The sequence below is a fragment of the Paraburkholderia sp. MM6662-R1 genome, assembly GCF_050436245.1.
GTDB lineage: Bacteria > Pseudomonadota > Gammaproteobacteria > Burkholderiales > Burkholderiaceae > Paraburkholderia > Paraburkholderia tuberum.
On record NZ_JBNDLV010000001.1, the window covers coordinates 3,115,089 to 3,133,925 of the forward strand.

17 protein-coding genes are annotated in these 18,837 nt (G+C 65.1%); 14 read left to right on the forward strand and 3 right to left on the reverse strand.

From position 1 onward, the window contains the following. Positions 1 to 94: 94 nt before the first annotated feature. Positions 95 to 2,116, forward strand: coding sequence for a transketolase (gene tkt / locus OKW39_RS14740; RefSeq protein WP_429562931.1), 2,022 nt, complete (start codon positions 95 to 97; stop codon positions 2,114 to 2,116). 112 nt (positions 2,117 to 2,228) lie between these two features. After that, complete coding sequence (gene gap, locus OKW39_RS14745; RefSeq protein ID WP_008923882.1) at positions 2,229 to 3,239, forward strand: type I glyceraldehyde-3-phosphate dehydrogenase; 1,011 nt, start codon at positions 2,229 to 2,231, stop codon at positions 3,237 to 3,239. Positions 3,240 to 3,310: 71 nt separating this feature from the next. Here gap and OKW39_RS14750 read toward each other — a convergent pair whose 3' ends face one another. Continuing rightward, positions 3,311 to 3,997, reverse strand: a complete 687-nt coding sequence (locus tag OKW39_RS14750) for a FadR/GntR family transcriptional regulator (RefSeq protein WP_429335319.1) — start codon at positions 3,995 to 3,997, stop codon at positions 3,311 to 3,313. A 237-nt stretch (positions 3,998 to 4,234) separates the two neighbouring features. Between OKW39_RS14750 and OKW39_RS14755 the strand changes: the two genes are divergently transcribed. The 3 genes from OKW39_RS14755 (at position 4,235) to OKW39_RS14765 (ending at position 7,237) form a co-directional block, all read left to right on the forward strand. After that, on the forward strand, positions 4,235 to 5,563 hold the full coding sequence (locus tag OKW39_RS14755) for a C4-dicarboxylate transporter DctA (protein WP_090801858.1): 1,329 nt from the start codon (positions 4,235 to 4,237) through the stop codon (positions 5,561 to 5,563). 123 nt (positions 5,564 to 5,686) lie between these two features. Next, a complete protein-coding gene (gene alc / locus OKW39_RS14760; protein WP_429562932.1) occupies positions 5,687 to 6,697 on the forward strand; it encodes an allantoicase in 1,011 nt (336 codons plus the stop codon). A gap of 27 nt (positions 6,698 to 6,724) precedes the next feature. After that, entirely contained in the window at positions 6,725 to 7,237 is a 513-nt protein-coding gene (locus OKW39_RS14765) for an ureidoglycolate lyase (RefSeq protein WP_429562933.1), read from the forward strand. 103 nt (positions 7,238 to 7,340) lie between these two features. Here OKW39_RS14765 and fur read toward each other — a convergent pair whose 3' ends face one another. Continuing rightward, positions 7,341 to 7,769 carry a ferric iron uptake transcriptional regulator gene (fur, locus tag OKW39_RS14770; protein WP_013090534.1) on the reverse strand — a complete coding sequence of 143 codons (429 nt, stop codon included), beginning with the start codon at positions 7,767 to 7,769 and terminating at the stop codon, positions 7,341 to 7,343. Between the two features lie 153 nt (positions 7,770 to 7,922). On the opposite strand from fur, the gene OKW39_RS14775 reads away from it, so the two are divergent. From OKW39_RS14775 to OKW39_RS14815, 9 genes are all read left to right on the forward strand, one after another. Beyond that, positions 7,923 to 8,759: an outer membrane protein assembly factor BamE gene (locus OKW39_RS14775; RefSeq protein WP_090801852.1), complete on the forward strand. Its 837-nt coding sequence runs from the start codon at positions 7,923 to 7,925 to the stop codon at positions 8,757 to 8,759. 354 nt (positions 8,760 to 9,113) lie between these two features. After that, complete coding sequence (gene dapB, locus OKW39_RS14780; protein WP_429562934.1) at positions 9,114 to 9,911, forward strand: 4-hydroxy-tetrahydrodipicolinate reductase; 798 nt, start codon at positions 9,114 to 9,116, stop codon at positions 9,909 to 9,911. A gap of 76 nt (positions 9,912 to 9,987) precedes the next feature. Then, complete coding sequence (locus OKW39_RS14785) at positions 9,988 to 10,707, forward strand: MotA/TolQ/ExbB proton channel family protein (protein ID WP_090801849.1); 720 nt, start codon at positions 9,988 to 9,990, stop codon at positions 10,705 to 10,707. Positions 10,708 to 10,798: 91 nt separating this feature from the next. Further along, entirely contained in the window at positions 10,799 to 11,230 is a 432-nt protein-coding gene (locus OKW39_RS14790) for an ExbD/TolR family protein (protein ID WP_090801848.1), read from the forward strand. A gap of 184 nt (positions 11,231 to 11,414) precedes the next feature. Then, positions 11,415 to 14,006, forward strand: a complete 2,592-nt coding sequence (gene leuS, locus OKW39_RS14795; protein ID WP_429562935.1) for a leucine--tRNA ligase — start codon at positions 11,415 to 11,417, stop codon at positions 14,004 to 14,006. An 88-nt stretch (positions 14,007 to 14,094) separates the two neighbouring features. Continuing rightward, complete coding sequence (lptE, locus tag OKW39_RS14800; protein WP_176078962.1) at positions 14,095 to 14,646, forward strand: LPS assembly lipoprotein LptE; 552 nt, start codon at positions 14,095 to 14,097, stop codon at positions 14,644 to 14,646. A gap of 54 nt (positions 14,647 to 14,700) precedes the next feature. Continuing rightward, a complete protein-coding gene (gene holA / locus OKW39_RS14805) occupies positions 14,701 to 15,828 on the forward strand; it encodes a DNA polymerase III subunit delta (protein ID WP_090801843.1) in 1,128 nt (375 codons plus the stop codon). A gap of 264 nt (positions 15,829 to 16,092) precedes the next feature. Next, entirely contained in the window at positions 16,093 to 17,364 is a 1,272-nt protein-coding gene (locus tag OKW39_RS14810) for a glutamate-5-semialdehyde dehydrogenase (RefSeq protein WP_429335316.1), read from the forward strand. Between the two features lie 49 nt (positions 17,365 to 17,413). Next, a complete protein-coding gene (locus tag OKW39_RS14815) occupies positions 17,414 to 17,830 on the forward strand; it encodes a CopD family protein (RefSeq protein ID WP_090801840.1) in 417 nt (138 codons plus the stop codon). 112 nt (positions 17,831 to 17,942) lie between these two features. On the opposite strand, the gene OKW39_RS14820 is transcribed toward OKW39_RS14815, so the two are convergent. Next, complete coding sequence (locus OKW39_RS14820; RefSeq protein WP_090801838.1) at positions 17,943 to 18,788, reverse strand: MurR/RpiR family transcriptional regulator; 846 nt, start codon at positions 18,786 to 18,788, stop codon at positions 17,943 to 17,945. Positions 18,789 to 18,837: the final 49 nt, after the last annotated feature.

Genomic DNA, 18,837 nt, shown 5'->3' on the forward strand with positions numbered 1-18,837 from the left:
TCCTGGCGCCGCATCGTGCGCCGTAGCGAAGTGACCGCCGAGCTTCCGGGCCTCAAGCGCGCCCCCGCTTTCTGACTCTGTCTCCGGACTCGACATGACGACCCCGTCTCCCGCACCCACCTCCCTGATGGCCAACGCGATCCGCGCGTTGGCCATGGACGCCGTTCAAAAGGCGAACTCCGGTCACCCCGGCATGCCGATGGGCATGGCCGAAATCGGCGTCGCCCTGTGGTCGCGTCATCTGCGCCATAACCCGAAGAACCCGCAATGGGCCGATCGCGACCGCTTCGTGCTGTCGAACGGTCACGGCTCGATGCTGCTGTACTCGCTGCTGCATCTGACCGGCTACGACCTGCCGATGGACGAGCTGAAGAACTTCCGCCAGCTCCATTCGAAGACGCCGGGTCACCCGGAATACGGCATCACGCCGGGCGTCGAGACGACCACCGGCCCGCTCGGCCAGGGTCTCGCGAACGCGGTCGGCATGGCGCTCGCCGAATCGCTGCTCGCCACCGAATTCAACAAGCCCGACGCCAGGATCGTCGATCACCACACGTACGTGTTCGTCGGCGACGGCTGCCTGATGGAAGGCATCTCGCACGAAGCCTGCTCGCTCGCGGGCGTGCTGAAGCTGAACAAGCTGATCGCGTTCTACGACGACAACGGCATTTCGATCGACGGCGAAGTGGTGCACTGGTTCCACGACGACACGCCGAAGCGCTTCGAAGCATACGGCTGGAACGTGATCCCGAACGTGGTCGGCCATGACGTCGACGCGGTCGACGCGGCGATCAGGCAGGCGAAGCTGTCGGACAAGCCGACGCTGATCTGCTGCAAGACCGTGATCGGTGAAGGCGCGCCGACCAAGGCGGGCTCGCACGATTCGCACGGCGCGCCGCTCGGCGACAAGGAAATCGCGGCGACGCGCGAAGCGATCGGCTGGAAGTGGGAGCCGTTCGTGATTCCGCAGGAAGTCTACACGGCATGGGACGCGAAGGAAGCGGGCGCGCGCTTCGAAGCGGAATGGGACGAGGCGTTCGCTGCCTACGCGGCGAAGTACCCGCAGGAAGCGGCCGAATTCAAGCGCCGCAGCGCGAAGCAACTGCCGGCCGACTGGAAAGATAAGGCGAAAGCGATCATCGCCGGCGCGAACGAGCGCGCTGAGACCGTGGCGACGCGTAAGGCATCGCAGCAGGCCATCGAAGGTCTGTCGGTCGTGTTGCCCGAACTGCTCGGCGGTTCCGCCGACCTGACCGGCTCGAACCTCACCAACTGGAAGGCCGCCAAGCCGGTGCGCGTGAATGCCGAAGGCCGTGCCGCCGGCAACTACGTGAACTACGGCGTGCGCGAATTCGGCATGAGCGCGGCGATCAACGGCGTCGCGCTGCATGGCGGCTACAAGGCGTTCGGCGGCACGTTCCTGACGTTCTCCGACTACAGCCGCAACGCGCTGCGCGTCGCCGCGCTGATGAAGTCGCCGTCGATCTTCGTGTTCACGCACGACTCGATCGGTCTCGGCGAAGACGGCCCGACCCACCAGTCGATCGAACACGTCGCGAGCCTGCGCCTGATCCCGAATCTGCAAACGTGGCGCCCGGCCGACACGGTCGAAACCGCGGTGGCCTGGACCCATGCGATCGAGCATGAAGGTCCGTCGTGCCTGATCTTCAGTCGCCAGAACCTGCAGTTCAACGAGCGCACCGACGCGCAGATCGCCAACATCGAGAAGGGCGGCTACGTGCTGCGCGACTGGGATGAAGAGATCGTCGCGCGTAAGATCATCCTGATCGCGACGGGCTCGGAAGTCGAACTCGCGATGAAAGCCGTCGAGCCCCTCGCGCGCGAAGGCATCGCCGCCCGCGTCGTGTCGATTCCGTCGACGACCGTGTTCGACAGGCAGGACGCCGAGTACCGCGAACGCGTGCTGCCGCATGGCGTGCGTCGCGTCGCGATCGAAGCGGGCGTGTCGGATTTCTGGCGCAAGTACGTGGGTCTGGAAGGCGGCGTGGTCGGCATCGACACGTTCGGCGAATCGGCCCCGGCAGGCGTGCTGTTCAAGCATTTCGGTTTCACCGTCGAGCACGTGGTGGCGACGGTCAAGGCCGCGCTCGGCTGATGGTTGCGTCGCGTTGCCGTCGTGCACCTCGTGGCTGCGCGCGGCAACGCACCGAACCGGATGTCCGACCAGGCGAACCTAAACGGATTTTTTAGCCATCAGGAGATAAATCATGACGATTCGCGTCGCAATCAACGGCTACGGCCGGATCGGCCGCAATACCCTGCGCGCCTTCTATGAAAACGGCAAGAAGCACGATATCGAAATCGTTGCCATCAACGATCTGGGCGATGCGAAGACCAACGCCCACCTGACGCAGTACGACACCGCGCACGGCAAGTTCCCGGGCGACGTGTCGGTGGACGGCGACTACCTCGTCGTGAACGGCGACAAGATCCGCGTGCTGGCGAACCGCAACCCGGCCGAACTGCCGTGGGGCGAGCTGGGCGTCGACGTCGTGATGGAGTGCACGGGCTTTTTCACGACCAAGGAAAAGGCGAGCGCGCACATCAAGGGCGGCGCGAAGAAGGTCATCATCTCGGCGCCGGGCGGTAAGGACGTCGACGCGACGATTGTCTACGGCGTGAACCACAACGTGCTGAAGGCGTCGGACACGGTCATCTCGAACGCATCGTGCACGACCAACTGCCTCGCGCCGCTGGTCAAGCCGTTGAACGACAAGATCGGCCTCGTGAACGGCCTGATGACGACGATCCACGCGTACACGAACGACCAGGTTCTGACCGACGTGTACCACGAAGACCTGCGCCGCGCGCGTTCGGCCACGCATAGCCAGATCCCGACCAAGACCGGCGCGGCATCGGCGGTCGGCCTCGTGCTGCCGGAACTGAACGGCAAGCTGGACGGCTACGCAATCCGCGTCCCGACGATCAACGTATCGGTCGTCGACCTGTCGTTCATCGCCGCGCGCGACACGACGGTCGAGGAAGTCAACGCGATCATGAAGGAAGCATCGGAAGGCGCGCTGAAGGGCGTCCTCGGTTACAACGACGCACCGCTCGTGTCGATCGACTACAACCACAACCCGGCTTCGTCGACGTTCGACTCGACGCTGACCAAGGTGTCGGGCCGACTCGTGAAAGTGTCGAGCTGGTACGACAACGAGTGGGGCTTCTCGAACCGCATGCTGGACACGGCTGTGGCGCTCGCGAACGCGAAGTAAGTTTCGGGTTTCACGCTGCATGAAAAAGCCGCTCTTCGGAGCGGTTTTTTTTCGTCTGCGATTTTTGCCGTCTACGGCGTGGGGAAATAGACGCCGGCGCGCTGTGCGGCGTTCGCGATGTGCGTCTCGATCGCCTTGCCCGCGGCGAGCGAATCGCGGGCCTTCAACGCGTCGAGAATCGCGCGATGTTCGGTGTACGTGGACAGCACCCGCTCGCGCCGGTAGAACGGCATGCGCTGGCTTTCCTGCATGATCTCGGCGCTGCTGCGCAGGATCGACTCGATCGCCGCATTGCCCGCGATGCTGACGATGCGCATATGGAACGCGTAGTCGAGCCGAGCTGCTTCGTCGAGTTCCTCGCAGGCGAGCGCGCTTTGCATCGCGGTGATGTTTTCCTCGAGCCACGCAAGGTCGTCGTCGGTGACCGCGAGCACCGCCATACGCGCGACGAAGCCTTCAAGCGCGTAGCGCATTTGATACGTGTCGGGCAGCGACGACTGCTCGGCGAAGCGCCACGCCTGCGCGTTTTTCGCCTGCGCGCTTTCCACGTAGACGCCTTTGCCAGGGCGGATCACCAGCAGACCAAGCGCTTCCAGCGTGGAAAGCGCTTCGCGCAGTGACGCGCGGCTGATCGACAGTTCATCGGATAGCTGGCGCTGCGCCGGCAGCAGACTGCCCACCGGATAGACGCCCCCCTCGATACGCTCGCGGATGGTCGCGATGGCCGCGTCGGTGACGGTGTGCGGGACGTTTTTCATGAGGGATCGCTCGGTAGCGTGGTCTGACCGCAATTCTAATACTTGCGCGCGCGAAGGCGCGCCGCGCGCCGTCTGAAATCCCGAAATCCGACCCGAAATCGCCGAAAACACAACGGGTAAACACTGCTCGATGAGTCCTTGACGCGGGTATATCGGCTTTCTACTATTCGCCATAACAGCACTGGTCGGACCAGTCTGAACAGAAGTGATCGAGATAACCATCCGCAGGAGGAAGCCGTGTTGAAATTCTTCAATTCGCTATTTGGCCGGGTCGTGATAGCGCTCGTGGCCGGCATCGTGCTCGGTGCCGTGTTTCCGCATTTCGCGCAGTCCTTGCGGCCGCTTGGCGATGGTTTTCTGAAGCTGATCAAGATGGTGATCGGGCCGATCGTGTTCTGCGTGGTGGTGAGCGGCATGGCGCACGCGGGCGATCTGCGCAAGGTCGGCCGCGTCGGCTTGAAGTCGGTGATCTACTTCGAGGCGATGACGACGATCGCGCTCGTGATCGGCGCGGTGCTCGCTTACGCGACGCGTCCTGGTGCAGGTATGAACGTGAACCTGAACTCGCTCGATGCGGCGTCGCTCGCGACCTATACCGAACACGCGAAGAGCCTGAAGGACACAGCGGGCTTCCTGCTGAAGATCATCCCCGACACGGCGATCAACGCGTTCGCGACCGGCGACATTCTGCAGATCCTCGTGTTCTCGGTGCTGTTCGGCTCGGCGCTGTCGCTGCTCGGCAAGCGCGCGCAGCGCGTGAGCGGGTTGATCGATGAGCTGTCGCAGGTGTTCTTCCGCGTGATGGGCTTCATCATCAAGCTCGCGCCGCTCGGTGTGCTCGGCGCGATCGCGTTCACGACCGGCACCTACGGCGTCGAGTCGCTGAAGCAGCTCGGCATGCTCGTGCTGGTGTTCTACGCGAGCTGCGTGGTGTTCGTCGTGCTCGTGCTCGGCGCGGTGATGCGGCTCGCCGGCTTCAGCATCTTCAAGCTGATCCGCTATCTGCGCGAAGAACTGTCCATCGTGCTCGGCACCGCGTCGTCCGACGCCGTGCTGCCGCAGATCATGCGCAAGCTCGAATGGATGGGCGTCAAGGATTCGACGGTCGGTCTCGTGATTCCGACCGGCTACTCGTTCAACCTCGACGGCTTCTCGATCTATCTGACGCTCGCCGTGCTGTTCATCGCGCAGGCGACCAACACGCCGCTGTCTATTCATGACCTGATCGTCGTCGTGCTGGTGTCGCTGGTGACATCGAAGGGCGCGCACGGCATTCCGGGCTCTGCGATCGTGATTCTCGCGGCGACGCTGTCCGCGATTCCCGCGATTCCCGTGCTCGGTCTCGTGCTGATTCTGCCGGTCGACTGGTTCGTCGGCATCGCCCGGGCGCTCACCAACCTGATCGGCAACTGCGTCGCGACGGTGGTGGTCGCCGTGTGGGAAAACGATATCGACAAGGCGCGCGCGCATCGCGTGCTGAATCGCGACGCGGCGCTGCGCTACGTGCCCGTCGTCGACGACACGCTCGTCGAACCCGGTGCGGCCGAACCCGCACCGGCGGTATGACGGCTGGTCTGACCAGACGAACCGGCATCGCTTCCTAGATAGCTCCTCGACCTTTTTTCGCAAAGCCGGCGGTTGCCGTGGCGCCGCCGGCTGTTTCCGACCTCTTCGACACCGACCGACATCATGGCCAACCCGATCCTCGACCCGAACGCTCCCGCCTTCACACGCCGCTACATGAACCTCGCCGATCCGCGCCTCGGCGCGAAGGCGCTGTTCGCCAGCGACGAATTCTTCGCGCCGAAAGAGCGCATGCTCGACCCGCAGCCGGCGGTGTTCATCCCCGGCAAATACGACGACCACGGCAAGTGGATGGACGGCTGGGAGACGCGTCGCAAGCGCACGACCGGCCACGACCATTGCGTGATCCGGCTCGCGCGGCCGGGCGTCGTGCATGGGGTCGATCTCGATACGAGCCACTTCACCGGCAATTTCCCGCCGGCGGCGTCGATCGATGCCTGTCATAGCGACGCTGACGTTCCGCCCGAGCACGCCGACTGGCAGCCGCTCGTGCCGGCGACAACGCTACAGGGCAACCAGCATCACTACGTCGAGGTGAAAGACGCGCGCCCGGTCACCCATCTGCGCGTGAATCTGTATCCGGACGGCGGGCTCGCGCGACTGCGCGTGTATGGCCAGCCGCAGCGCGACTGGAGCCGCGTCGAGCGCGGCACGCTGCTCGATCTCGCCGCGATCGAAAACGGCGCGTACCTCGTCGCCGCGAACAACCAGCATTTCGGGCCGGCCTCGCAGATGCTGATGCCGGGCCGTGGCGTGAACATGGGCGACGGCTGGGAAACGCGGCGGCGTCGCGAGCCGGGCAACGACTGGGCGATCGTCGCGCTCGCGCGGCCCGGCGTGATCCGCAAGATCGAAGTGGACACCGCGCACTTCAAGGGCAACTTCCCGGATCGCTGCTCGCTGCAGGCGGCATCGGTGACGGGCGGCACAGACGATTCCCTCGTCACGCAGGCGATGTTCTGGCCGGTGCTGCTCGGCGAACAGAAACTGCAGATGGATCACATGCACGCGTTCGCGGACGACCTCGCCGCGCTCGGGCCGGTCACGCACGTGCGCTTCAACATCTTCCCGGACGGCGGCGTGTCGCGCCTGCGTCTGTGGGGCGAGATCGCTTAACGCAAGCAACGTCATGGAGCGGCACGCATGAAGATCCTGCAGATGGAACGCCTGACGCGCTCGGCCTTCGCGCCGTTCGGCGACGTGATCGAACTCGACGGCGCGCGTCGTTTTCCGATCAACGGCGGTACCACCGAGCGCTATCACGACCTTGCGCGCGTCGACGTGGTGGAGCAGGGCGGCCGGCCGCTCGTCAGTCTGTTTCGCGCGCAGCCGCGCGCGCTGCCCGTCGAGATCACGATGATGGAGCGGCATCCGCTCGGCAGCCAGGCTTTCATTCCCTTACGCGCGGGCCGATATCTGATGGTGGTCGCGCCGGCCGGCGAGTTCGACGGCGCGCGCATGCGCGCTTTCTGGACCGATGCGTGGCAGGGCGTCAATTACGCGAAAGGGGTCTGGCACCATCCGCTGCTCGCGCTCGATCAGGTCAGGGATTTCATCGTCGTCGATCGCGGCGGCGATGCGCCGAATTGCGACGAATTGCAGTTGGCCGAGCCGTGGCGGCTCGCCTTCGAGCCGAGCGCGGAGTTGATTGGATAGCGGTGCTTGCGGCCGCCTGAACAAAAAAACCCGGCCGATCCCCATCGGCCGGGTTTTTTTGTTCGACTTGCCAGGCCGCATGCTCCCACGCGACTGCGACGCATCAATGCTTGCGATGCGGGCAATTCTCCTTCGTGCACGCCCCATACAGTGCCAGCGCGTGTTCCTGCAGCTTGAAGCCACGTGCCTTGGCGATGGACTGCTGACGGCTTTCGATTTCGGGGTCGAAAAATTCTTCGACCAGCCCGCAATCGAGGCACACGAGATGGTCGTGGTGCGACCCCTCGTTCAGTTCGAACACCGCCTTGCCCGATTCGAAATTGCTGCGCGAGAGCAGTCCGGCCTGCTCGAATTGCGTCAGCACGCGATACACGGTGGCAAGACCGATATCGAGTTCCTCGTGCAGGAGGTTGCGGTACACGTCTTCGGCGGTCAGGTGACGTACCGGACTATGCTGAAAAATCTCAAGGATTTTGAGGCGCGGAAGGGTCGCCTTGAGCCCGATATTCTTGAGATCGGTTGGATTGGTCATGACAAGGGATCCCTAGAGTACAATGCTGGGCTCTCATAGTAATGTGTTTTTGCCGTTCTGGTCATCTTCGATGGAATGAGCGCGGCCCGCAAGCGGGCCCGCACGGTGAGTGAAATGATTTCTAAATCTCAATTGATCTACCGGGGGAGCCGCATGCGGGGTACCTTGATCGCTGTTGCGACTGTCGCGGTTCTTGCCGGATGTTCCACATACGACAGCCTGACCCAGCGCATTGCCCAACGCATTACGCCGTATCGGATTACGGTTGTGCAAGGTAATTTTGTGTCGCAGGAAATGGCCGACCAGATGAAGGTCGGCATGACGCGCGCGCAGGTGCGTCAGTTGCTCGGCACGCCGCTGCTGACCGACATGTTCCACGCGAATCGCTGGGATTACGTGTTCTATTTCAAGCGCGGCTCGACGTCGATCGTGCAGCAGCGTGACTTCGTCGTGTACTTCTCCGGCGACCTCGTGACCCACTGGACGGGCGGCGAGGATCTGCCGACCAATCTCGAATTGCTGGCCGAAATCGACGGTGATCGCCGTGGCCGCCGCCCGAACGCGACGCCGCCGCGCGCGACGAGCGCGGCCGAGGCCGCCAACGCCGTGGCAGCCAGCGACGCAGCGGCCGCCGCCGCGGCACCGGCTACCGTGGATACGACGCGCTCGCCGTCGGTCGAAGGCGCCCAGCAGGCCGCCACGCCGTCCATGGACGCCAACGCGGAAGCCGCTCAGGCGGCCAATCGCGCAACGAGCGCGGTGCCGACGCCGAGCCGCGCGCCGTCCGTGCGGTCGGCCGTGCCGCGAGCGAACGCTGGCGGGATCCCGACGCAAGGCCCGACGTCCGGCGGTCAGCCGCAGTTCCAGTTCAAGCGTCCGCCGCCGCCCGCTCAGGAGAACGAAAGCAACCCGGTCGGCCCGACGGGCTCGCAAAGCAGCGGCAGCCCGACGCTGAACACTTCGCCGGCGACGCCGGGAACGAGCAACTGATTTGCTCGTCGGTGTTGTGAGGCGGGCTGCGCGCCACATGTGCGGCGCCCGCCAGATGTGTGTTTGTCCGGCACCAGGCGAGGTCGGAAATGCGCCGCTTGGGCCGCATGAATGTGTTGCCGCGGTTGCCGCGACAGTGGGTCGCCGCAGCGGGCCGTATCGGTCAGTCACCTGAGCGAGCCGTCCCGGTTGGCCGCCCGCATTGGCTCCAGCAGCGAGCCGGGTGACTTTGCTCCCTGCCGCCGCGTGTCCCTATATCGGCCGGGCGCATTCCCCGGCACACTGGTCCGGGCATTCGCCGGGCCGCGTTTGCCGGGCTCCATACCGGTTGACTCTTTTCGAATCCTCATCGTCATGAAAATTGCCATTGCAGGCGCATCGGGCCGGATGGGCCGCATGCTCATCGAAACCGTCCTCGACGATGCCGACGCGACGCTGTCCGGCGCGCTCTGCCGCACGGGCGCTGCGCAGCTTGGCCAGGACGCCGGCGCGTTCCTCGGCAAAGAGACCGGCGTGCTGCTGTCCGACGACATCGAGCGTGTGTTCGCCGAATCCGACTACCTGATCGACTTCACGCGTCCCGATGCGACGCTCGCGCATCTCGAAGCCGCGCAGCGCCACGACGTGAAAATGGTGATCGGCACGACCGGCTTCGACAACGGGCAAAAAGCGCAGTTGCGCGCGGCGGCGCAGAGGATCGGCGTCGTGTTCGCGTCGAACATGAGCGTCGGCGTGAACGTCACGCTGAAGCTGCTCGAATACGCGGCGCGGCACTTCTCGACCGGCTACGACATCGAGATCATCGAGGCGCATCATCGTCACAAGGTCGACGCGCCGTCCGGCACCGCGCTGACGATGGGCGAAGTGATCGCCAACGCGCTCGGCCGCAACCTCGACGACTGCGCGATCTACGGCCGCGAAGGCGTGACCGGCGAGCGCGATCCGTCGACGATCGGCTTCTCGGCGATTCGCGGCGGCGATATCGTCGGCGATCATACGGTGCTGTTCGCGGGCATCGGCGAGCGCATCGAGATCACGCACAAATCGGCAAGCCGCCTGTCATATGCACAAGGCGCGCTTCGTGCTGTACGCTTCCTCGAAGGCTACGACAACGGCTTCTTCGACATGCAGGACGTGCTCGGCCTGCGTTGAGCGAAGCCCGTTGCGCAGAGGCGGAGTAGCGCATCCAGCGCGCCCTCCCGAAGTCACTTTCCCAAGGCGAGGTCAGATGGCAGGCAGCAGCGGCATCATCCATTACCTGCAAACGAGCGACGCAATCACGCATGGCGTCGCCTATGTGCTGCTGGCCATGTCGATTGCGAGCTGGTGTTTTCTGATCGTCAAGAGCTGGATTCTGACGCGCGCGAAACACCAGGCCGACCGGGCGATCGCGCGCTTCTGGCAGGCGCCGACGCTCGCCGAAGGCGTCGCCATCCTGCGCCGCACTGATCGTGAGCGCGTGTTCGCGCCGCTCGCCGAAGCGGCGCTGAATGCGGCCGAGGTCGACATTCCGGGCGCGCTGCTCGCGCGCGTCGAGCGCAGCGAACGGGTGCTGCGCGCGCTGCGCCAGGCGCTCAATGCGTCGCAGCGGCGGCTCGAGTTCGGTCAGGTGCTGCTTGCGTCGGTTGGCAGCACCGCGCCGTTCGTCGGTCTGCTCGGCACCGTATGGGGTATCTATCACGCGCTCGGCAGCATCGCGGCGAGCGGGCAGGCGCAGATCGAGAACGTCGCGGGACCGGTGGGCGAAGCGCTGATCATGACCGCGTTCGGTCTGGTGGTGGCGATTCCGGCGGTGCTCGCGTACAACGTGCTGGGCCGTCTCGTGCGGCAGTTGTCCGAGGAGTTGGACGGATTCGCGCACGATCTGCATGCGTACGTGTGCTCCCCAACCGAGCACGCGCCGACGCCTCCGCGCGCGCAGCAGGCGGCGCGCGAGGCGCACCGCTGACTTGTCACGCGCGGCGGGCTCGGCACATCGCGACCTTTCTCGCACGACACACCGCCCATCGCACGGGCAAGCTCAGACGCAAGGAGGCGACATGGCATTCGGCGGACTCGAGAAGAAGCAGACGGCCGCGCCGATGGCCGAGATCAACATGACGCCGCTGATCGACGTGATGCTGGTGCTGCTGGTGATTTTCATCATCACCGCGCCGCTGTTCTCGCACGCGATTCGGCTCGATCTGCCGAAGGTCGCGGCGGCGCCCGCGCGCCAGACCCCGCAAACCATCTCCCTTTCGATCGACGGCGCCGGCAAGCTCTACTGGAACGGCAAGCCGATCACGCTCGCGCAGATGCGCGCGCAGTTCGCCGAGGCCGGCAAGCGGGCGGACCAGCCGGACCTCCAGTTGCGCGCGGAGCGCTCGACGCGCTACGAAGTGATTGCGCAGGTGATGGGCGCCGCGCAGCAGGCGGGGCTCGAGCGGATCGGCTTCGTGACGGACCCGCCGCCGCCCGCCGCGCAGCACTGAGCGCCACCGGGTGCGCACCGCGTTCACGAATCCGGCATACCCAGTCCCGCACCACGCCGCGCGGCGCACCCGTCCGCGAACGGTATAATCAGCCCTTTCCCCGCCGAAGGGGACACGACGCAACGACATTCTGCAGAGCACCGGGCCGGTGCGAAAGCACCGAACCTGGCGATCCCATCACACCATGCACGAAAAATACGTTCCCTCCGACGTCGAAGCCGCCGCGCAAGGGCAATGGCGCGCGATCGACGCCTACAAGACGACGGAAACCACCGACAAGCCCAAGTTCTACTGCGTCTCGATGCTGCCGTATCCGTCGGGCAAGCTGCACATGGGGCACGTGCGCAACTACACGATCAACGACGTGATGTACCGCTATCTGCGGATGAACGGCTACAACGTGCTGATGCCGATGGGTTGGGACGCCTTCGGCATGCCGGCGGAGAACGCCGCGATGGCCAACAACGTGCCGCCCGCGCAGTGGACCTACGACAACATCGCTTACATGAAGAAGCAGATGCAGTCGATGGGCCTCGCGATCGACTGGTCGCGCGAAGTCGCGACCTGCAGCCCTGACTACTACAAGTGGAACCAGTGGCTGTTCCTGAAGATGCTCGAAAAGGGGATCGCGTACAAGAAAACCGGCACCGTGAACTGGGACCCGGTCGACCAGACCGTGCTCGCGAACGAGCAGGTGATCGACGGGCGCGGCTGGCGCTCGGGCGCGCTCGTCGAAAAGCGCGAAATCCCGATGTACTACATGCGCATCACGCAGTACGCGGATGAACTGCTGAACGATCTCGAAGGCCTCGGCTGGCCCGAGCGCGTGAAGATCATGCAGCAGAACTGGATCGGCAAGAGCTTCGGCGTGAACTTCGGCTTCCCGTATGAAATCGACGGCGAACAGAAGCTGCTGCGCGTGTTCACTACGCGCGCCGACACGATCATGGGCGTCACGTTCTGCGCGATCGCCGCCGAGCATCCGCTCGCCACGCGTCTCGCGCAAGACAAGCCGGAACTGCAGCCGTTCATCGACGAATGCAAGCGCGGCGGCGTCGCCGAAGCCGACGTCGCGACGATGGAAAAGAAAGGCATGGCCACCGGCTTCTACGTCACGCATCCGCTGACGCAGGCGAAGGTCGAGGTGTGGATCGGCAACTACGTGCTGATGACTTACGGCGAAGGCGCGGTGATGGGCGTGCCGGCGCACGACGAGCGCGACTTCGCGTTCGTGAAGAAGTACGGTCTGCCGGTCAGGCAGGTCGTCGCGGTCGAGGGCAAGGAATTCTCGACCGAAGCGTGGGCGGAGTGGTACGGCGAGAAGACCGGCACGCTGGTGAACAGCGGCAAGTACGACGGCCTCGCCTACGACGAAGCCGTAGACCGCATCGCCGCCGATCTCAAGGAACTGGGCCTCGGCGACAAGCAGATCACGTGGCGTCTGCGTGACTGGGGCGTGTCGCGCCAGCGTTACTGGGGCACGCCGATCCCGATCATCCACTGCCCGAAGTGCGGCGACGTGCCGGTGCCGGAAAAAGACCTGCCGGTCGTGCTGCCGGAAGACCTGGTGCCGGACGGCACGGGCAATCCGCTCGCGAAGTCCGAAGCGTTCCTGAACTGCACGTGCCCGAGCTGCGGCGGCGCGGCAAAGCGCGAAACCGACACGATGGACACCTTCGTCGATTCGTCGTGGTACTTCTACCGCTACGCGTCGCCGGATGCGAAGACGATGGTCGACGAGCGCACCGACTACTGGGCGCCGATGGACCAATACATCGGCGGTATCGAACACGCGATCCTGCACCTGCTGTACTCGCGTTTCTGGGCGAAGGTGATGCGCGACCTCGGTCTCGTGAAGTTCGGCGAACCGGCGAAGAACCTGCTCACGCAGGGCATGGTGCTCAACGAAACCTATTACCGCGAAAACGAAGCGGGCAAGAAGACCTGGTACAACCCGGCGGAAGTGACCGTGTCGTTCGACGACAAGGGCCGCCCGGTCGGCGCGGTGCTCAACGCTGACGGCCAGCCGGTCGTGCTCGGCGGCATCGAAAAGATGTCGAAGTCGAAGAACAACGGCGTCGACCCGCAGATGCTGATCGATCAGCACGGCGCGGACACCGCGCGTCTGTTCGTGATGTTCGCGGCTCCGCCCGAGCAGCAGCTCGAGTGGTCGGGTTCGGGCGTCGAAGGCGCGAGCCGCTTCCTGCGTCGCGTGTGGAACTTCGGCTATTCGAACGAAGCCGCGCTGCGCGCGGGCGGCCAGTTGGACGCCGCACGATTCAACGACGCCGACAAGGCGCTGCGTCGTGAGATCTATAGCGTGCTGAAGCAGGCCGATTTCGACTATCAGCGTCTTCAGTACAACACGGTGGTATCGGCCGCGATGAAGATGCTCAACGCGCTCGACGGCGCGAAGGGCGCGCAGACCGCCGTGCTGCGTGAAACCTACGGTGTGATGCTGCGCGTGCTGTACCCGGTCGTGCCGCACCTGACGTTCCAGCTGTGGCAGGAGCTCGGCTATGCCGACGAATTCGGCCCACTGCTCGACGCGCCGTGGCCGAAGGTCGACGAGAAGGCGCTCGAACAGGCCGAGATCGAACTCGTGCTGCAGGTGAACGGTAAGGTGCGCGGCGCGATCACGGTCGCGAAAGACGCGTCGCGCGAAGCGATCGAGCAGCTCTCGGCCGAGCACGCAATGGTCGTGAAGTTCAGCGAAGGCAAGGCGCCTAAGAAGATCATCGTGGTGCCGGGCCGCCTCGTGAACGTGGTCGTTTGACGTTCCAGGCCCTCATCCGGCAGACGGAGCGCCGCCCGCCCGGCGGCGTTCCTCGGCACCGCGAATCCACTGCGAACCGGGAGCGAATGTGACTCGCAGATCGTTTTTGACGCTCGCTTGCAGCGTAATGATGTTGTCGGCCTGCGGCTTCCAGTTGCGCGGCCAGCAGGACTTCGCGTTCAAGCGCCTCTATGTGGCCGGCGGCTCGCCCGCGGCCATGGCGCGCTTCACGCGCATCGTGCAGGGCGGCAGCGACACCGTGGTGGTCAGCTCGCCCGCCAATGCCGATGCGCTGCTGCAGATCACGCAGAACCGCAACGTCAGCACGCTGACGCTGAATTCGCTGGGCGTCGTCGCCGAGTATCAGCTGAATCTGCAGATGACCTACACGCTGACCGGCAAGGACGGCACCGTGTTGATTCCAGGCAGCGTGATCGCGCTGAACCGCGCGATGACCTATAGCGACCAGTTCTCGCAGGCGAAGGCCGCCGAGTCCGACATCCTGTTCGCCGACATGGAAAACGACGCGGTCGATCAGCTCGTCCGCCGTCTCGGCGTGGTGCGCTCGCTGCATCCGACGCCGGCCGAGGCCGTGCCGGCCATCGTGCCGCGCGCACCGCTGCCGCCGCCGCCGCTGTGAGCATCGCGCCGTTCGTGATTCGTCGAATCTCATTCATCCCGTCAACCGCCAGCCATGCAACTGCGACCTGACGCGCTCGAAGCGCATCTCGCCCGCGGCCTCGCCGGACTGTACGTCGTATACGGCGACGAGCATCTGCTCGCGCAGGAAGCATGCGATCGCATCCGCGCGGCGGCGCGCGCGGCCGGCTTCACCGACCGCTCGGTGTTCACGGTCGAGCGCGGTTTCGACTGGAGCTCGCTGCTCGGCGCGAGCCAGTCGATGTCGCTGTTCGGCGACCGTCAACTGGTCGAGTTGCGCATTCCGTCGGGCAAACCCGGTAAGGAAGGCGCCGATGCGCTGAAGGTGCTCGCATCCACCGTCAACGACGACGTGCTGACGATGATTACGCTGCCGCGCCTCGATGCGGCCACGCAAAAGTCGGCATGGTTCACCGCGCTCGCCGACGCCGGCGTCGCGCTGAAGATCGATCCGGTCGAGCGCGCGCAGCTGCCGAACTGGGTCGGGCAGCGGCTCGCGGCCCAGGGTCAGCGCGTCGCAGCCGGCGAGGAGGGGCGGCGTGCGCTCGCGTTCATCGCCGAGCGCGTCGAGGGCAATCTGCTGGCCGCGCATCAGGAAATCCAGAAGCTCGGGCTGCTGTATCCGAACGGCTCGCTGAGCTTCGATCAGGTTCAGGACGCGGTGCTCAACGTCGCGCGCTACGACGTGTTCAAGCTCAACGAGGCGATGCTCGCGGGCGACGTCGGCCGTCTCGCGCGCATGCTCGACGGGCTGCGCGGTGAAGGCGAGGCCGCGGTGCTCGTGCTGTGGGCGGTCGTCGAAGAAGTGCGCACGCTGCTGCGGATCAAGCGCGGCGTCGCGGCCGGCAAGCCGCTCGCGATGCTCACGCGCGAGAACCGCGTGTGGGGTCCGCGCGAACGGCTGATCGGACCTGCGCTGTCGCGCGTCAGCGAAGCGGCGCTCGAGAAGGCACTCGCGCTGGCGGCGCGGCTCGACCGGCAGGTGAAGGGGCTGTCGGGCGGCACGCCGGGTAATCATCGCAACGATCCGCCGCCCGATCCGTGGGACGGCCTGTTCGAACTCGCGATGACGGTGGCGGCGCCGAAACCGTCGGCAGCTTCGCCAGTGCCGCCGCCGCGACCTAGGGTGCCAACTGCGGCGCCGGTGCGGCGGCCAGTCTGAAGCGGCACAGCTGATTCGCGCGAGCGTCGAAGCAGTGGCTGACGCGAGCAATCGTGTACCAACTGCCAGTCGTTCCACACATACAGACCAGCGTGTTTCGCGTGCCACGCGCCGAACGAAACGCATCGGCGAACCTGCGACAGCCCAGTGCACCCGCCGCCCGCGTGCGAGCAAAGCCCCGGTACCCGACTTACAATCGTTTGATCTTTCGCTAATCCTGCCCGACCACCGCATGCCAACGTGCGGGGCATCACGAGAATGACCATGGATATCGACCAGTACATGACCGACCTCGGCCAACGCGCCCGTCAGGCTTCGCGCGCGATGGCGCGGGCGTCGACCGCCGCGAAGAATGCGGCGCTTGCGGCCGTTGCCGAGGCGATCGAGCGCGATGCCGATCTGCTGAAGGCCGCCAACGCGCGCGACCTCGAACGCGCCCGCGGCAACGGCCACGATGCCGCGTTCATCGACCGGTTGACGCTGTCCGACAAGGCGCTGAAAACGATGGTCGAAGGCCTGCGCCAGGTCGCGGCGCTGGCTGACCCGATCGGCGAGATCAGCAATCTGAAGTACCGGCCGAGCGGCATCCAGGTCGGCCAGATGCGTGTGCCGCTCGGGGTGATCGGCATCATTTACGAATCGCGCCCGAACGTGACGATCGACGCGGCGGCGTTGTGCCTGAAGTCCGGCAACGCGACCATTTTGCGCGGCGGCTCGGAAGCGCTCGAATGCAATACCGCGCTCGCGAAGCTGATCGGCGAGGGCCTCGAAGCGGCCGGTCTGCCGCAGGACGCGGTGCAGGTGGTCGCGACGTCGGACCGCGCGGCGGTCGGCAAGCTCATCACGATGACCGAGTACGTCGATGTGATCGTGCCGCGCGGCGGCAAGAGCCTGATCGAGCGTTTGATGAACGAAGCGCGCGTGCCGATGATCAAGCACCTCGACGGCATCTGCCACGTTTATGTCGACGATCGCGCGGACTTGACGAAGGCGCTCAACGTTTGCGACAACGCGAAGACGCACCGCTACGGCACCTGCAACACGATGGAGACGCTGCTGGTCGCGCGCGGCATTGCGGCCGAAGTGCTACCGCCGCTGGGCATGCTGTATCGCGGCAAGGACGTCGAACTGCGCGTCGATGCGGCGGCGCGCGCGGTGCTGGCCGATGCGGGCGTCGGTCCGCTCGTCGATGCGAGCGAGGAAGACTGGCGCACCGAATATCTCGCGCCGGTGCTCGCGATCAAGGTGGTCGACGGCATCGACGCGGCGATCGAGCACATCAACACGTATAGCTCCCAGCACACCGACGCGATCGTCACCGAAGACCACGACCGCGCGATGCGCTTCCTGCGCGAAGTCGATTCGGCGAGCGTGATGGTCAACGCGTCGACGCGTTTCGCGGACGGCTTCGAGTTCGGCCTCGGCGCCGAGATCGGCATTTCCAACGACAAGCTGCACGCGCGCGGCCCGGTCGGCCTCGAAGGGCTGACGTCGCTGAAATACGTCGTGCTGGGTCATGGCGAAGGCCGTCAATAAAGCACGAGTCGAAGCGCCACAACAACAAGGACCACAAGGACCCCCGCCGATGCTTTGGGTAAAGACGTTTCACATCGTATTGATTGCCTCCTGGTTTGCCGGCCTGTTCTATCTGCCGCGCATCTTCGTCAATCTGGCGATGGAAACGGAACCCGCCGCGACGGCGCGTCTTCTGCTGATGGCGCGCAAGCTGTTCCGCTTCATGAGCTTCATCGCCGTGCCCGCGATCGCGTGCGGCCTGTGGTTGTGGCTCGTGATCGGCATCGGCAGCGGGCAGGGCTGGATTCACGCGAAGGTCGGCGTGGTCGTGCTCCTCGTCATCTATCACGCGTATTGCGGCGTGCTGTTGCGCAGGTTCGAGCGCGGCGAGAATCGCCACTCGGACAAGTGGTATCGGATGTTCAACGAGCTGCCGGTGCTCGGTATGCTCGCGGCGGTCGCGCTGGTAGTGATCAAGCCGTTCTGAGCGGCTGACGGCGTTAAGCAGGGCGCTGGAATAGACCAAAGGGCGGTATGCCGGCTGAATGGCACACCGCCCTTTTGCGTTACCCCGTCGTTCCGCGTTACATCGCAGCGGATCACCCCTGCGAATCCACCCGCCGCCGGTGGATCACTTCCTTCGTTTGCGCGAGCTTCTCCAGCAGTTCGGGCCCGCGGCTCAGCGCGACGCCGACCGCCAGAATGTCGCCGATCGCCAGATGTGACACGCGCGAGGTCATCGGGGAGAAGATGTCGGTGTCTTCGTCGACGTTCGCAAAGAGGCCCACGGTTGCGAGCCGCGCGAGCGGCGAGTTGCCGTGCGTGATCGCGATCACCTTCGCGCCCGCGTTCAGCGCGGCCTTCGCGGCATCGATGATGTCGCGCGTGCGGCCCGTATTGGAAATCGCGACGACCACGTCCCCAGGTCCGAGCAGCGCGGCCGACATCAGAAACGTATGCGGGTCCGAATACGCGACGCTCGGCATGCCGAGCCGAAAGAACTTGTGCTGCACGTCGAGCGCGGCGATGCCTGAGCCGCCCGCCCCGTAGAACTCGATGCGCTTCGCTTGCGCGAGCATGTCGATCGCCGCGGCGACGCTATCCGACGACAGATTGTTGCGCACCTGAATCAGCGCGCCGATCGTCCGGTCGAGCACCTTCGCGGCGACGCCCGGCGTCGGCTCGTCGGGCCGCACGTCGCGATAGACGGCGGGCACTTCGCTGGCGATGCCCTGCGCGAGACGGATCTTGAATTCGCGAAAGCCGGAGAAACCGAGCGCGTGGCAGAAGCGCGCGATCGTCGGCTGACTCACGCCCGCGCGCGCGGCGACCTCGGTCATCGACAGATCGAGTACCTCGCGCGGCGCCTCGATCACGTAATCGGCCAGCTTGCGCTCGGACGGGCGCAACTGGTCGCGCATCTCTTCCACCTGGGACAGCATCATCGGAAAACTCGCACTATGCTGAAGAACGTGTGGACTATATCCGATTGGT

What these genes read in the sequence shown, in the direction of transcription:
- OKW39_RS14775 (WP_090801852.1), top strand. Translation starts at nt 7,923, where the DNA reads ATGCGGGGTACCTTGATCGCTGTTGCGACTGTCGCGGTTCTTGCCGGA.
- leuS (WP_429562935.1), top strand. Translation starts at nt 11,415, where the DNA reads ATGCACGAAAAATACGTTCCCTCCGACGTCGAAGCCGCCGCGCAAGGG.
- OKW39_RS14765 (WP_429562933.1), top strand. Translation starts at nt 6,725, where the DNA reads ATGAAGATCCTGCAGATGGAACGCCTGACGCGCTCGGCCTTCGCGCCG.
- alc (WP_429562932.1), top strand. Translation starts at nt 5,687, where the DNA reads ATGGCCAACCCGATCCTCGACCCGAACGCTCCCGCCTTCACACGCCGC.
- OKW39_RS14820 (WP_090801838.1), bottom strand. Translation starts at nt 18,788, where the DNA reads ATGATGCTGTCCCAGGTGGAAGAGATGCGCGACCAGTTGCGCCCGTCC.
- OKW39_RS14750 (WP_429335319.1), bottom strand. Translation starts at nt 3,997, where the DNA reads ATGAAAAACGTCCCGCACACCGTCACCGACGCGGCCATCGCGACCATC.
- dapB (WP_429562934.1), top strand. Translation starts at nt 9,114, where the DNA reads ATGAAAATTGCCATTGCAGGCGCATCGGGCCGGATGGGCCGCATGCTC.
- OKW39_RS14810 (WP_429335316.1), top strand. Translation starts at nt 16,093, where the DNA reads ATGGATATCGACCAGTACATGACCGACCTCGGCCAACGCGCCCGTCAG.
- holA (WP_090801843.1), top strand. Translation starts at nt 14,701, where the DNA reads ATGCAACTGCGACCTGACGCGCTCGAAGCGCATCTCGCCCGCGGCCTC.
- OKW39_RS14785 (WP_090801849.1), top strand. Translation starts at nt 9,988, where the DNA reads ATGGCAGGCAGCAGCGGCATCATCCATTACCTGCAAACGAGCGACGCA.
- fur (WP_013090534.1), bottom strand. Translation starts at nt 7,769, where the DNA reads ATGACCAATCCAACCGATCTCAAGAATATCGGGCTCAAGGCGACCCTT.
- tkt (WP_429562931.1), top strand. Translation starts at nt 95, where the DNA reads ATGACGACCCCGTCTCCCGCACCCACCTCCCTGATGGCCAACGCGATC.
- gap (WP_008923882.1), top strand. Translation starts at nt 2,229, where the DNA reads ATGACGATTCGCGTCGCAATCAACGGCTACGGCCGGATCGGCCGCAAT.
- OKW39_RS14815 (WP_090801840.1), top strand. Translation starts at nt 17,414, where the DNA reads ATGCTTTGGGTAAAGACGTTTCACATCGTATTGATTGCCTCCTGGTTT.
- OKW39_RS14790 (WP_090801848.1), top strand. Translation starts at nt 10,799, where the DNA reads ATGGCATTCGGCGGACTCGAGAAGAAGCAGACGGCCGCGCCGATGGCC.